Source organism: Cellulophaga sp. 3_MG-2023, from assembly GCF_030546975.1.
Lineage (GTDB): Bacteria > Bacteroidota > Bacteroidia > Flavobacteriales > Flavobacteriaceae > Cellulophaga.
Genome location: NZ_JAUOPS010000006.1, coordinates 175,664 through 189,930, shown reverse-complemented (window position 1 = coordinate 189,930; position 14,267 = coordinate 175,664). Strand labels below are relative to the sequence as shown.

Here is a 14,267-nt window from a genome sequence, read left to right as displayed (position 1 = left end):
TATATGATGATTCTTACAGAAGCACTTTAGCTAAAAATTAGTGAATTTTTACTTGTTTTTTACCACAGTACTTTGTTGTGCGTAGTGTTTTATTCATTCAGTTTTTTGTCAATGGCTTCTTTCAATTTTTTCAGCTCTTTTAAATGTTTATTTTCTTCACTAAAATATTCATTAAATTGCTTTTCAATATCTTTTGCATAATAAACGCAATGAACTTCAATTTCGTTAATGTCCTTTCTAATATTTGCTGCTGTAACAACAGGTTTTCTGCAAACACGCTTTTCGTAACCTGGGTTGTCTCTTAATTTCATTGCTTCTGATAAAAATGGAAGTAAATAATTGTCAGATATAAATCTCAAATTCGATGGCTCATTATTTTTTGTGCAATTTTCTAAATAAGCATAGTATGCAGAAGTAAAATCGTTAACCAAAATTACCCAAGCAAACGACATATATTTTTTTGGATATTTGATTTTGTATTTGTCAACTAAATTTGAACATTGATTAAATAAAGTTCTAATTTCAAAACTTATTTTTCTTTGCTCTTTAACTTTAAAATCAATTTGAGATTCATATTTTTCTTTCAACTCTTCTAGACCATCTGAATAAAAGTCAAAAATGCTATAAATATTTAAAAACATTTTCTCCCAATTTTCATCTGATTGAAAATTTGTTCGAATAGCTTTGTAAATCGATAAAGGATTCATATCAATTATTCGAGTAAAATTTTTATTAGCAGTAAAAGACATCGTATTCATTTCGGAAGGCGAAACTTGTTCTTGCTGAGAATATTCAGAAAAGGTTTTTCCTTGTGAAAGTATATGGTCAATTGTAGATTTAAAATAACTACTCAGTAATTTTAATTGGTCTAATAATTCTTGCTTATTTTCCTCTACTTTTTCTGCCTTTTCATTTAAGATTTGTTGTCTTTGTTCAAGAAGTCCAAATAAAACAAATAGTATTGATAAAAAAGCTAAAATTCCACCAATTAAACTTCCGTAAGCTGAAACAATATTGTCCTTATTTTGGAAATCAATATCAAGAAATGACCTATTTGGTGTTTCTCTAATTACGTCGATTGTAAAAATTAAAATTAGCAAAAAAACGACGATAGTTATTCCGATTAATATCCTTTTGTAAAGCTTAATTTTGTTCATATTTTATTTTTCGACGATGATGCTCTTACATTACGCACAACTATAAATAAACGCACATTTCTGTTTTTAGCGCCTAATTTTCTTACAATGTAAAACTTTTTTTTAATGTAGAATTACGGATATGTGTAATTGTATGCTATAACTTTATAAATGGTACTTATTGGGTGTTAATTTGTATTTTTTTATCTTAGCTATTAAACGCATACTTAGTTAATACTAAGCATACCACATTATGAAAAACACTAAAGAAAAAGTAAAATGGTATAATTATATTTTTGCTCCTGGAGGCATAATTTTAACCTTACTAGTTGCTAAAATTATATATTGGTTGTTTATGCACAGTTAAAAATGTAACTAATGAGCAAAAAAAATATTTTTAGAGTACTACTACTTGTCTCTACAGTTGTATCTTTATTTTATGTGCCTTGGCCCATTGTAACTGCTTGGCTTAAACCTTTACCAAACACTATACAAGAGCAATTAAACCAAACAATTAATTATGGTTTTGATGGTGTTATACTATACGTAGATGTTGCTGGTAAACCACCTGCTTTTTATACTGATGGCTGGCATAATACAGAACAAAAAATTACTGCTAAACCAAATGCTTTTTTTAAAATTGCTAGCATAGACAAATTGTACACTGCTGTTGCCATTACTAAACTTATTGGCAAAAATAAACTAGACTTAAATAAAAGCTTAGCGTATTATTTTCCTGAACTTAATGGTAAAATTGAATATGCAGATAAAATTACTATAAAAATGATGGTGCAACACCGTAGTGGTATTCCTAATTATACCAATACTCCTAACTTTTGGAACAACCCTACACAAAATGCTGAAGAAGCTCTTGAGTTAGTAAAAGGTTTACCTGCAAGCTTTAAACCCAATACAGATTATGAGTATAGCAACACTAATTACTTGCTACTTTCTATGCTTATTGATAAAACAGCGGGCAAAAGTAAGTTTAACTATATAAAGGAGGTTATTTTAAATCCGTTAGCGCTTAAAAACACTTATGCATCTTTAAAAGATGTTCCTATAGATAACCTAATGAGTGGTTATTACGTAGGCATAAATAATGATATAAAAACTACAAATTATGGCTCTATGATTGCTACTGCAGAAGATGTTGGTATATTTTTACGTGCTTTAAATAATGGCAGCTTATTTACTGGTACCGAAAATGAAATTTACGCATCAATATACAAATACAACCACACTGGTCTTATACCGGGTTACCAAAGTATTGCAGAGTATCATAAAAATATAGATGCCGTTGTTGTTCAGTTTACAAATACAACAGATTTTAGTGGCTACAACTGGAACTTATCTGAAATATCATACAACAGAATTATTAAAATTATTGAAAAAAATAATAGTAAATAGTCTTACTAAAAATTTAAATAAAAGAGTTTTTTACTACATAATTACCTAGACCAAATAGCAGGTTGCCTTACCTTTGTAAAAATTAGAATTACTGCATGCAAGTTTTAAAAACGCATTACCACCCAGACATTAAAACACTAGATAACAAATCTGTTTTTACTAGGTTAGCTACCAGAAGTATTGCTATTAAAGGAGCTAATATTTTATTACTATACACAGAAAGATACGAAGATTATAGTTTACCTGGTGGTGGCTTAGATAAGGATGAAGACCAAGTAATTGGTATGATTCGTGAGCTTGTTGAAGAAACTGGAGCCAAAGACATTACAGATATTAAGCCTTTTGGTGCTTATGAAGAATACAGACCTTGGCACAAGCCAGATTATGATATTCAGCACATGATATCATATTGTTACACTTGTACTGTTAACCAAGAGTTGGGTGCTTCTAAAATGGAATCTTATGAGATTACAAACGGTATGTCTGCAAAATGGGTTAACATTTTTGATGCTATTAAACACAATGAAAACACAATGGCTACTAGCACTAAAAAAGGTATGTCTATAGAACGCGAAACATTTTTACTAAAACATATTGCTGCGCAACTAATTTAATTTTACACATACCCTTTAAGCTCTGTATAATCTTTTAAACCCCATTGGTCTAGACTCCTTAATATTTGTTCTAAGGATTTTCCTCTAGTTGTTAATCCGTACTCTACCTTTGGCGGTACTACCAGATATATTTTTCTAAAAACCAGTTTATCCCTTTGAAATTGTTTTTAAAATTTACACTCACAGTTATGAGTTAACTTACTCCTCTGGAGCGTATGCTAAATAAAAATTATATAATGTACTTTAAAAAGCAAAAAACTAGTTATTAAGGTTCTTTGCTTTTTAAAGTTTATAGTAGTATTATACTGTATGTATTTAGTAAATTAGTGGCATAAAATAGTTTGTTTAATAACACTATTTATCACTGTAGTTCACTAAGTAAAATTTAATGTTTAGACACCAGAACAAAAACAGAACCTATAAACATAACTTACAAATTGCAACAGTACTGTCATTAGTTGCTGGTATGGTAAATGTTTCTGGTTTTTTACAATTTAAACAATTAACAACAAATGTTACTGGGCACTTTGCGCTATTTATAAACGACCTTACTAATTTTAATTTTTGGAAAGGAACTATTTACTTTTTATATATTTTCTCGTTTCTATTTGGCTCATTTACCTCTAGCTTTCTTATTGAAAAATACAGAGTAAATAAAAAACTAAATGTTTTTGTAATTCCTACAGTTATAGAGTCTTTAATTTTAATTTCTATTGCCCTTTTTAGCAATTTTATAGAGATAAAATACCCCAATACTATTGCCTGCTTATTACTTTTTGCAATGGGATTACAAAACTCTTATGTTACTAAAATATCTAATGCCATAGTTAGAACTACACATTTAACAGGTCTTTTTACAGACTTAGGAATAGAAATTTCTCAGTTGTTTTTTATAAAATCTGCACCACATAAGCAAAACCTAAAATCTACTATAAAACTAAGAGTTTATATTATTTTATTCTTTTTTGGAGGCGGACTTATTGGTGGTTTCTTTTTCTCTAAATTAAATTTTAAATTAAATACGCTTATTATTGCTGCAGCTATTTTATTAATTAGTTTGTTTTACGATGATTTTAGGTACAAATTAATTAAAAGGAAAAGAAAATATAATCAAAAGAAAATTGATAATTAAATGGGATTAATTGATCTTATTTTTGGCCGTAAAAAAGTTTTTAACCACCCTTATTTAGGTAATTTTACTAGCCAAAGAATAAAGAGTAATAATTCTCTTAAAACCTATTATTGGATTGGAGACACTTGTTTAGTTAATAATAACGGAGATGAGTTTGCAACATCTCTTTTTATTAATGGTAATACCAATAGCCCATATAATAACCAGTTGAGTTTTATATCTGAATTAGTGCAAAATTGGAAAAACGATTACTTTTTAAAAATTGAAGAAGAAATAAACACTCAAGGTTTTTCAAAAAAAGAAGAATTAAAAAATTGGGAAAATGAGTTTTATCTCTCTGCCATTTACGCTAATAACGCCAAAGCCTTAGATTTTGAATTAACTTTAGAGTCTATACATTTTGAATTAAATTTAAAGTCAACACATAACGTAAATTACCCTACAATAAGCGTAACTGTAAAAAATGCTATTATTAGTAAGGTTGATTTGTATACCTAATTAAAACTATAGACTTTTTCTTCATCTATCTACAAAACCAAAAACATTCGGGTTAGTATTTTTTATTACATTTGCAGTATGCAACAAGAATTAAAATCAGAAATTACTAAACAACTTATAATAGACAAAGCTTTTAATTTGTTTTATAGAGATGGTTTTAAAACAACTAGTATAGACAAAATAATGAAAGAGACTACCTTGAGTAAAGGTGCTTTTTATCATCATTATAAAAACAAAAAAGAATTAGGTACTGCTGTTATTAGCCTTAAAGTAAAAAAAAGAGTTGTAGATGGTATGATAGCTCCATTGCTAAACTCTGGTAATGCCTTTGAAATTTTAGAGACAGTTTTTATTAATCGTTTAAAATCTTTTCCCTTTATTGACAAGCAAAATGGTTGCCCAATGAACAATCTTATTAATGAAATAGGAAACACAGAAATTGCATACCAACAGGCATTAAAAAGTATAATTGAAGAATGGAAAACAGCCTTAGTAAATGTAATTGAAAGAGGTAAAAATGAAAAATCTATAAATACCAATATAGACTCTACTGCCGTAGCTATTTATTTAATTAGTGCTTTTGAAGGTATTAGAGGTATTAGAAAATTATATAATGATGACGCTATTTTAAACGAATATATTAAGGGCCTTAAATTGTACTTAAACCAAATAAAAAATTAATTTTTTTACCCAAAAAACATACTGCATAGAATGTTTTTATTTAAAACCCCAATTATGACAAAAAACAGAAGAAATTTTATTAAAAAAGCTACAGCAGCTGGTATAGGTGCGGCAACTATTCCTAATTTGAATTTTGCTTCTTCAGCAAATAAAATAATTACTTATAGTGACGTAAAACCTAAAGTTTTATTTTTTGATGTAAACGAAACATTATTAGACTTAACCGCTATGAAAAATAGTGTTGGTGAAGCCTTAGGAGGTAAAAAGGATTTACTTAAACTATGGTTTACAACAATGCTACAATACTCATTAGTTAGTACCGTTGGCAGGCAATATAATGATTTTGGTATTATAGGAGCAGCTGCTTTAGAAATGGTAGCTGCAAATAACAATATTAAACTAACATCAGAAGAAGCAAAAAATGCTATTTTAACTCCAATTAGATCTTTACCTGCACACCCAGAGGTAAAAGAGTCTTTAGAAAGGCTACGTAAGGCTGGTTATAAAATTGTTTCTTTTACAAATTCATCAAACATAGGTGTAAAAACACAATTTAAAAACGCTGGTTTAACTTCATATTTTGATGACAGATTAAGTATTGAGGATATTGGAAAATTTAAACCACATACAGATGCATACGATTGGGCTGCACGCAAAATGAAAGTTAAACCAGAAGAATGTATGTTAATTGCTGCACACGGATGGGACATTGCTGGTGCTTTATGGGCAAATTGGAGAGGCGCATTTATAAACAGACCTGGAGCGCAATTGTATCCGCTTGCAGATAAACCAGAAATAAACGAGAATAATTTAAAACTAGTAGCAGATAAACTTATAGCCTTAAAATAAATTATTATGAAAAAACTAAATAACAAAGTAATTATTGTAACCGGATCTTCTAAAGGAATTGGTAAAGAAGTTGCTATTTTATTAGCAAAAAATGGAGCTAAAGTAATTATAAACCATTCTAATAGCGAAAAAGAAGCTAACAATACAGCAACTACTATTAAAGATAATGGCGGGGAAGCAATTGTAATTAAGGCAGATGTAAGCGATAAAAAATCAGTTACAGAGTTGTTTGATAAATCTTTAGAAGCCTTTGGAAAAATAGATGTATTAATTAATAATGCTGGTACTATGATTTCTAAAAAACTGAAAGATAATTCGGAAAAAGACTTTGATACTCAATTTAATGTAAATGTAAAAGGCATATTTAATACTTTACAACAAGCAGATAGTAAACTGTCTGATAATGGAATTATAATAAACTTTTCTTCAAGCACCACTAAATTAATGTTACCTACCTATGCACTCTATTCTGCTACAAAAGCAGCTGTAGAACAAATGACACGAGTATTTGCTAAAGAAATTGGCAGAGGTATTTCTGTTAATGCAATTGCCCCAGGAGCAACAGAAACCGAGTTATTTTTAACAGGTAAATCTGAAGAACAAATAGATAAATTAAGTAGTATGAATGCCTTTAACAGACTAGCCAAACCCATAGACATAGCTAGAGTTGTGTTATTTTTAGCGAGTGATGACTCTAAATGGATATCTGGACAAGTGATTGGCGCTAACGGAGCACTGGTTTAACGATAAAACATTAAATCAAAATTACTGTAATAAAAGTTTATGTATGGTTTGTATTAATTTATAACCTTATATAAAACTAGTCTTTTATATTTGTAAAATTATCTGGTATTATTACTAGTACATTTAAGTTGTCTTTAACTAAATTTAAACTAATGGAATTAAAAAGGTTGTCTTATAAACATAAGAATAGTAAAATAAAATACTATGGAAAAAACTATTTAAGACAGCTTATACCTTTAAGTTTTTATCAAAAAAAGTTACAAAAAAAATTAAATAGTATTAACGATTTAAGTAGTGATGAAATTGAAGAAATTAACGCTAGAGTAAACTACTATAATAAGCTAGAAACTCCTTTTAATTTATCTGAAGAAGCAAAAAGATTTGATGACTTAGAACTTAAAAAAGGGTCTAAAGAATATTTTTTTGATGTATATGAATACGGTAGATATTTTACGCAATCTTTAAAAGCTCATTTTTTATTTGGCGATATAACAGAGATATACAAAGAACCAGCTTTTGTTAAAAGTAGACCAGTTAGTGACAATAATCAAAATTCTATTTTACTTAAATGGAATAAGGTTAGACATTTTATGTTTGTTAAAAAAGATAAAATTCCTTTTTCGAAAAAGAAAGATATTTTGATTAGTCGTGGTCAAATTTTTAAATCACAACCACATAGAATTAGATTTTTAGAAATGTACTTTAATCACCCTATGTGCGATATTGGTATGGTTAATACACATCACGTTATTGACAAATGGAAGGTTAACAGAATGACTATATCTGAAAAACTACACTATAAATTTATATTATGTTTAGAAGGCAATGATGTAGCTAGTAACCTTAAATGGGTTATGTCATCTGGTTCCTTAGCTGTTATGCCTAAAGCTAAGTTTGAGACTTGGTTTATGGAAGGTACGCTTGTGCCAGACTACCATTATGTTGCCATAAAAGAAGATTATTCTGATTTAGAAGAAAAACTGCAATTTTATATAGATAACCCAGATAAGGCACAAGAAATTGTAAAAAATGCAAATGCATACGTGCAAAAATTTAAAAATAAAAAAAGAGAAGATTTAATATCTATTCTTGTATTGAATAAATATTTTGAGAAAACTAATCAATTGTAATTTATTGTTTTAAAAATGAAAAACTACAAGGCATTTGAAACAGATAGACTATACATTAAGCCTACTACAGAAGAAGATGCCGAATTTATTTTTCAACTTTTAAATTCACCTAAATGGTTACACTATATTGGTGACCGTAATATTAGCAATATTACTGATGCTAAAACGTATATAAAAGAGAAAATGCTACCTCAGCTATACCAATTGGGGTTCTCTAACTATACTGTTATTAGAAAAGAAGATAATATTAAAATTGGTTCTTGTGGTTTATACAACAGAGACGGTTTGGATGGCATAGATATAGGTTTTGCCTTTTTACCTAAATACGAAAAAAAAGGATATGCATATGAATCTAGTAAAAAATTAAAAGAAGCAGCATTTAATATATTTAATCTTAAAACAATTAGTGCTATAACAACTAAAGATAATTTAGGATCTCAAAATTTGCTGTTAAAATTAGATTTAAAACTAGTGGGGACCACAACCCTACCCAATGATACTGAAGAGCTTTTACTATTTAAATTAGAGGCTTAAAAAAATATAAAAGACTTTAAATACATAATAAATTAGCTAAATTACGTTGTTACTGTAGATTTATAGTGCTAATTTCGCCAGCTAAATCCTATACTAATATTGCTTATTACTGTCTTAAATTAGTAAGTACAAATTAGTATTATTAACTAATACACACCACAAGTTATGCGTTTAGGTTTTATACTACTATTACTTTTTTGTTCTATAAATAGCTTTGCACAACAGCTAAACAAACCTACAGATAGTACTACTATTTGGAAAACATTTAAGTATGATGCTAACTCATCTTGGAGAGGTATAAAACACTCTGTTACTAGACCGTTACACTGGAAAGGTAAAGATTTTGCAAAGTTTGGTAGTTTATTTGTTGGTACTGCTATTATCTCTGCTGCTGACAGACAAACAAGCGATTTTTTTATAAATCAAGAACCACACTTACCACACGCTGTAAAAGAATTTGGTTTTTACTTTGCCAAGCCACAATACTATTTTGCATTAAATGCAGGTGTTTATGGTGTTGGCTTATTTACTAAAAACGAACAAATACGTAAAACAGGTGTTTTAATAATATCATCTTCTATTACTGCTGGATATTTACAAATTATGGCACGTTCTGCTTTTGGGCGTGCAAGGCCATATTCTGGTAAAGACCCATATACTTTTAAACCTTTTGAGGGTACAGAAGAATACTTTTCTTTTCCATCTGGACATACCGTTTTAGGGATGACGGTAGCACATTCTGTTGCTAAACAGTTTGATAATACTTGGGCAAAAATTGGTATTTATACTGTTGGTAGTGTGCCAGCAATTTCTAGAATGGTCAATGGATCTCATTGGCTAAGTGATGTTGCCTTTGGTGCTGCTTTTAGCATTTTTGTTGTAGATGGTATTGATAAATTTTTGTTTAAAGAAAAGTTATATGACTACCCAATTAAACCAAAACTAGTTACTTGGAATTTAAAATTTTCTGGTAGTCAAATTGGTATTGTAGGTACTTTTTAAAAAAAATTAAAGCGTTACATTTATATTATTAACCTGTTTTACGGATATTAAATTTAGCTGTAAACAGTGGTTTTATTGCTTTAGATGCGGGTTATCTTTGGGGTATATTAAAAAAGTAATATGCAACAGGAAAACCAAAATAAAGACAATATAAAATACCTCTTATTAAAAACTGCAATAATTGGTGGTGTAATATTATTCTATTTATTCCAATGGTTTGGACCTGGAATTATTCAGAATTACAAACAAAATAAAGAATTTCAAAACATTCATTACGGAGGAGACGAGTCTGAAGTAAATGAGTCTATAGATAACTACAACAAAGCAGTTATGGCACTTAGGCGCTATACAGATAGTGTTACCTCTAAAAATAATAGTTTGTTTATTTATACCAATGACACTAGTAATGTAGAAGCTATAATTAAACCCAATTTAAACTATGATGTTTTTGATAGTTATGATTTTCAGACTGTAATTAGTAAAAACACTGAAATAACTAATGAGTTAAATAATTTTTTAGAAAATAGAGACTCCCTGGGCTGTAAAGTTATTTTAACAACTAGTAAGACTAATTTCTTTATTAAAAACATTGTTAAAACAAAGGAAGAAACAAGTTATATCACCTACTCTAGCTATTATTACAACCAAAAAGAAAAAGAACAATTAGCCAATTTAATAAATACTAGAAAAAACTATATTTCTGCTTTTAAATCTAAAGAGCAAAAAATAAGCGAGCTAGACAGCCTACAGTCAGGAAAAATTATTTTTTCAGAAACAGAACTACAAAATAAAAAAATTGAATCTGGGCTAAAACTTATTATGGGACCCAGAATTAATTTAAAAGATACAACTCACCTATTCTACTTTACCTCATACAATACAACAATTACTAAAAAACAGCTTACAAGTAAATTAAAAAACTTTACACCTCTATTTTTAAAAAAGCAAGACACTACAAACTGTTTTATTAAAGAAATACCAATAATAAAACCTGTTTACAATGATAATTAAAGCCTTAAAACAATCATTTATCTTGGTTTTGTGTTAAATAATCTTAAATATTTTTTCATAACAAAGCAAGTGCTTAGTTTTGTATTGTAGTTATTTAATAATGGCACGTAAAAAACAATATAACGAAGAAGAGGTAATAAAAAAAGCAATGGGTCTTTTCTGGCGTAATGGCTATGAGGCTACTTCTGTTCGTATGTTAGAAAAAGAAATGGGTATTAACCAATTCTCTATTTACTCTAGTTTTAAAAATAAACAAGGAGTGTTTTTAGAAAGTGTAAAATATTATAAAACTCAAATAAATACCATTAAAGAGAAGCTAAGAACATCTAACAACGGCGTTATTGGTCTTAAGCAATATTTTTATGATTTTATTGAGTTTTCATCAGAAGGTAATTTGCGCAAAGGTTGCTTAGTAACTAATACTGTTAATGAGATTAAACAAGAAGCCGAACCTGAAGTAATGACAGAACTCAAAAAATTTGCAAATGAAATAAGAGATTTATTTGTAAGTAATTTAAAACAGGACGACAAAAAGAAAAATACTTTAATACAAGAGCAAGCAGATTATCTAATGAATACTCTTTTAGGATTATCTATCTCATCTAAAGTGTTTACAAAAAAACAATTAGAAAATATAATAGAAGTTACATTTACAAACCTGTAACGTTTTTTTTACCACATAACTAAGCGAGCGCTTAGATATAAATTTAAAATAAAAATTAATAACATAAAATTTAACAATTATGACAACTTTAAAAGTACACAATATGGAATCTGCACCAGAAGCAGCAAAACCATTACTAGAGGCATCTAACAAAGCATACGGAATGATTCCTGGTTTACACGGTGTTTTAGCAGCTGCTCCTGGCCTACTAAAAGCCTACCAAGAGTTACACCAATTATTTACAGAGACATCTTTTAATAATGAAGAACTTACTGTTGTATGGCAAACAATTAACGTAGAACACGCTTGTCATTACTGTGTTCCTGCACATACAGGTATAGCAAAAATGATGAAGGTTGATGATGCTATTATTGATGCTCTACGCGATGAAACCCCACTTGCTGATGCTAAATTAGAAGCATTACGTACAATGACTTTAGCTATAACGCGTAACCGTGGTAATGTTTCTAAAGAAGATTTAGAAGCTTTTTATGCTGCTGGATACGGCGAGCAACAAGTATTAGAAATTATTTTAGGTCTATCTCAAAAAGTAATTAGCAACTACACAAATCATATTGCTAATACTCCGGTAGATGATGCATTCAAAAAATTTGCTTGGTCTAAAAAATAAAAAATTACCGCAATATGTAGATTTGCTATGAAGAAGATAGCGGTATTTAACCTTCCGTGCCCCCGCGGAAGGTTATTTTTTTTAACTCAAACAAAACACAAATAAGTATGTATAGAGATTTACAATTTGTAATTTTATAAGAGTACTATTTCTGTGTATATAATATAAAGTTTTACAAATAAGTTATGATAAAAGTATCTGTAATGTACCCTAATGGTAAAGACGTTAAGTTTAATGCTGAGTATTATAAAACTAAACATTTACCAATGATAGTAGACGCTCTTGGTAGTGCATTAAAAGGATTAGAATTAGATTTAGGAATAGCCAGTAGAGTTGCCGGAGAACCTGCTCCTTATGTAGCTATTGCACATTTAAAGTTTGATGATATTGCTTCTTTTAAAGCATCTTTTGGTCCGCATTCTGAAAACTTTGCAGCAGATGTAAAAAACTACAGCAATGTACAAGGAGAATTACAAATTAGTGAACTAGTTACATTTTAAATTATGAATAAAAAAATAAAGATTGATGTTGTTTCTGATGTTGTTTGTCCTTGGTGCGCCATTGGTTACAAACGCTTAGAACAAGCCATAAATGAACTTAAAATAGAAGATAAGATAGAGCTAGAATGGCAACCGTTTGAGTTAAACCCAAATATGCCTGCAGAAGGTCAGGATGTAGAAGAACATATTACAGAAAAATATGGTTCTACTCCAGAACAGCAACAAGAGTCACAGGAGCGTATGACAGATTTTGGTGCTGAACTTAATTTTAAGTTTGATTATTTTAAAGGTATGCGTATGGCAAATACGTTTGACGCACACGTTTTATTAGACTACGCTAAAAAACAAGGCAAACAAACAGCGCTAAAAATGCGTTTAATGAATGCTTTTTTTGGTGAACGCAAAGATGTATCTAACAGGGATATTCTAAAAAAAGAACTTGAAACTGTTGGTTTAAATACTACAGAAGCTTTTGCTTTATTAGATAATGAAGAACTAAGAACCAAAGTTAGATCTGAAGAAGATTATTGGAAAAGTTTAGGTGTAAACTCTGTGCCAACAGTTGTTTTTAATCGTAAAAGTGCATTAACCGGCGCACAACCTGTAAGTGTGTACAAGCAAGTATTAACGGAATTATTACAATCTTAAACAATGAAAAAATTAAGCTACATAATTGCAATTAGTATTTTATTTATTGCGTGTAAAGAGAAACCAAAAGACAAAGTAAAATCCAATGTTAATAAAACAGAGGCTAGTATATCAAAAGTTACTCAAATAGCAACTTTTAAAGGGCAGCAAGTAACTGGCGTAACTGTAAGCAACAATGGGCGTGTTTTTGTAAATTTTCCTAGATGGAGAAAAGGAGTTCATAATTCTGTAGTAGAAGTAACAAATGGTTCTAACTCGCCTTTTCCTAACAAAGAGTGGAACTCTTGGGAAATTGGAGATACAGTAGAAGCTACTAAATTTGTTGGTGTGCAATCTGTGGTTGTTTATGATAACCTTATTTATGTTTTAGATACTAGAAGTCCTCTTTTTCAAGAAGTACTAGATGCACCTAGGATCTTTGTATTTAATATAGACTCCAAAACATTAGAGCATACTTACATTTTGGATAAAGGCACTTATCACGCTAATTCTTATATTAATGATTTACGACTAGATAAAAAGAATAACAAAATTTACTTTACAGATTCTGGTAATTCTGGACTCGTAATTTTAGATTTAAATACTGAGAAATTTACTAGAGTTTTAGACAATCACTCTTCTACCGAGGCAGAAGTTAGCTTTTTAACTTTTGATGATAAAAAATGGACAAATTCTGTAAATTCTGACGGGATTGCTTTAGATACTAAAAATGATAAATTATACTACCATGCACTTACAGGGTATAGTTTATATAGCATACCTACTGCTGCACTAATTTTAAAAGATAGTGTTGCTTTAGAAAAAGAAGTAACTTTTGAAGCTAAAACATCTGCTCCTGACGGAATGATTTTTGACCAAAATGGAAACTTATATTACGCAGATTTAGAACACAATAAAATTATGTATCGTAAACCAGACGGTAGCACACATACTTTACTTAAGGGTGATGCTGTAAAATGGGCAGACACCTTTAGTATATACAATGGATATTTATATTATACCAACTCTAGAATAAATGAGGTAACCGCAAATATTTCTGATATGGAGTTTACAGTTAATAAAATTGAATTAGCAAAAAACTAA

At 29.3% G+C, this 14,267-nt stretch carries 18 protein-coding genes and 1 pseudogene; 17 read left to right on the top strand and 2 right to left on the bottom strand.

What is annotated here, in order from left to right; all coding sequences use genetic code 11:
* Window positions 1–89 precede the first annotated feature (89 nt).
* Window positions 90–1,157: a hypothetical protein gene (locus Q4487_RS14660; protein ID WP_303545681.1), complete on the bottom strand. Its 1,068-nt coding sequence runs from the start codon at window positions 1,155–1,157 to the stop codon at window positions 90–92.
* A gap of 357 nt (window positions 1,158–1,514) precedes the next feature.
* Between Q4487_RS14660 and Q4487_RS14655 the strand changes: the two genes are divergently transcribed.
* On the top strand, window positions 1,515–2,546 hold the full coding sequence (locus Q4487_RS14655; protein WP_303545679.1) for a serine hydrolase: 1,032 nt from the start codon (window positions 1,515–1,517) through the stop codon (window positions 2,544–2,546).
* Between the two features lie 95 nt (window positions 2,547–2,641).
* The gene (locus tag Q4487_RS14650) at window positions 2,642–3,160 is read left to right on the top strand and encodes an NUDIX hydrolase (protein ID WP_303545676.1); all 519 of its coding nucleotides are present in this window, start codon (window positions 2,642–2,644) and stop codon (window positions 3,158–3,160) included.
* 2 nt (window positions 3,161–3,162) lie between these two features.
* On the opposite strand, the gene Q4487_RS14645 is transcribed toward Q4487_RS14650, so the two are convergent.
* Complete coding sequence (locus Q4487_RS14645; RefSeq protein ID WP_303545688.1) at window positions 3,163–3,285, bottom strand: helix-turn-helix domain-containing protein; 123 nt, start codon at window positions 3,283–3,285, stop codon at window positions 3,163–3,165.
* Between the two features lie 26 nt (window positions 3,286–3,311).
* On the opposite strand from Q4487_RS14645, the pseudogene Q4487_RS14640 reads away from it, so the two are divergent.
* From Q4487_RS14640 to Q4487_RS14570, 15 genes and pseudogenes are all read left to right on the top strand, one after another.
* Window positions 3,312–3,386 (top strand): annotated as a pseudogene (locus Q4487_RS14640) (glyoxalase); the annotation flags it as partial.
* Window positions 3,387–3,548: 162 nt separating this feature from the next.
* On the top strand, window positions 3,549–4,292 hold the full coding sequence (locus tag Q4487_RS14635; RefSeq protein WP_100895285.1) for a YoaK family protein: 744 nt from the start codon (window positions 3,549–3,551) through the stop codon (window positions 4,290–4,292).
* Window positions 4,293–4,790 (top strand): hypothetical protein, encoded by a 498-nt coding sequence (locus Q4487_RS14630; protein ID WP_303545674.1) that lies wholly within the window; start codon window positions 4,293–4,295, stop codon window positions 4,788–4,790.
* 78 nt (window positions 4,791–4,868) lie between these two features.
* Window positions 4,869–5,471: a TetR/AcrR family transcriptional regulator gene (locus tag Q4487_RS14625; RefSeq protein ID WP_303545672.1), complete on the top strand. Its 603-nt coding sequence runs from the start codon at window positions 4,869–4,871 to the stop codon at window positions 5,469–5,471.
* Window positions 5,472–5,525: 54 nt separating this feature from the next.
* Window positions 5,526–6,320: a haloacid dehalogenase type II gene (locus Q4487_RS14620; protein ID WP_303545669.1), complete on the top strand. Its 795-nt coding sequence runs from the start codon at window positions 5,526–5,528 to the stop codon at window positions 6,318–6,320.
* 6 nt (window positions 6,321–6,326) lie between these two features.
* Window positions 6,327–7,064, top strand: coding sequence for an SDR family oxidoreductase (locus Q4487_RS14615; RefSeq protein WP_303545666.1), 738 nt, complete (start codon window positions 6,327–6,329; stop codon window positions 7,062–7,064).
* A 152-nt stretch (window positions 7,065–7,216) separates the two neighbouring features.
* On the top strand, window positions 7,217–8,194 hold the full coding sequence (locus Q4487_RS14610) for a glycosyl transferase family 90 (protein ID WP_303545664.1): 978 nt from the start codon (window positions 7,217–7,219) through the stop codon (window positions 8,192–8,194).
* Window positions 8,195–8,209: 15 nt separating this feature from the next.
* The gene (locus Q4487_RS14605; RefSeq protein WP_303545661.1) at window positions 8,210–8,728 is read left to right on the top strand and encodes a GNAT family N-acetyltransferase; all 519 of its coding nucleotides are present in this window, start codon (window positions 8,210–8,212) and stop codon (window positions 8,726–8,728) included.
* Window positions 8,729–8,893: 165 nt separating this feature from the next.
* Window positions 8,894–9,730: a phosphatase PAP2 family protein gene (locus tag Q4487_RS14600; RefSeq protein ID WP_303545658.1), complete on the top strand. Its 837-nt coding sequence runs from the start codon at window positions 8,894–8,896 to the stop codon at window positions 9,728–9,730.
* Between the two features lie 120 nt (window positions 9,731–9,850).
* Entirely contained in the window at window positions 9,851–10,741 is an 891-nt protein-coding gene (locus Q4487_RS14595; RefSeq protein ID WP_303545655.1) for a hypothetical protein, read from the top strand.
* A gap of 100 nt (window positions 10,742–10,841) precedes the next feature.
* On the top strand, window positions 10,842–11,405 hold the full coding sequence (locus Q4487_RS14590; protein WP_303545652.1) for a TetR/AcrR family transcriptional regulator: 564 nt from the start codon (window positions 10,842–10,844) through the stop codon (window positions 11,403–11,405).
* Between the two features lie 79 nt (window positions 11,406–11,484).
* Entirely contained in the window at window positions 11,485–12,036 is a 552-nt protein-coding gene (locus Q4487_RS14585; protein WP_303545649.1) for a carboxymuconolactone decarboxylase family protein, read from the top strand.
* A 185-nt stretch (window positions 12,037–12,221) separates the two neighbouring features.
* On the top strand, window positions 12,222–12,536 hold the full coding sequence (locus Q4487_RS14580) for an EthD family reductase (protein WP_303545646.1): 315 nt from the start codon (window positions 12,222–12,224) through the stop codon (window positions 12,534–12,536).
* Window positions 12,537–12,539: 3 nt separating this feature from the next.
* Entirely contained in the window at window positions 12,540–13,184 is a 645-nt protein-coding gene (locus Q4487_RS14575; RefSeq protein ID WP_303545644.1) for a DsbA family oxidoreductase, read from the top strand.
* 3 nt (window positions 13,185–13,187) lie between these two features.
* Window positions 13,188–14,267: an SMP-30/gluconolactonase/LRE family protein gene (locus tag Q4487_RS14570; RefSeq protein WP_303545641.1), complete on the top strand. Its 1,080-nt coding sequence runs from the start codon at window positions 13,188–13,190 to the stop codon at window positions 14,265–14,267.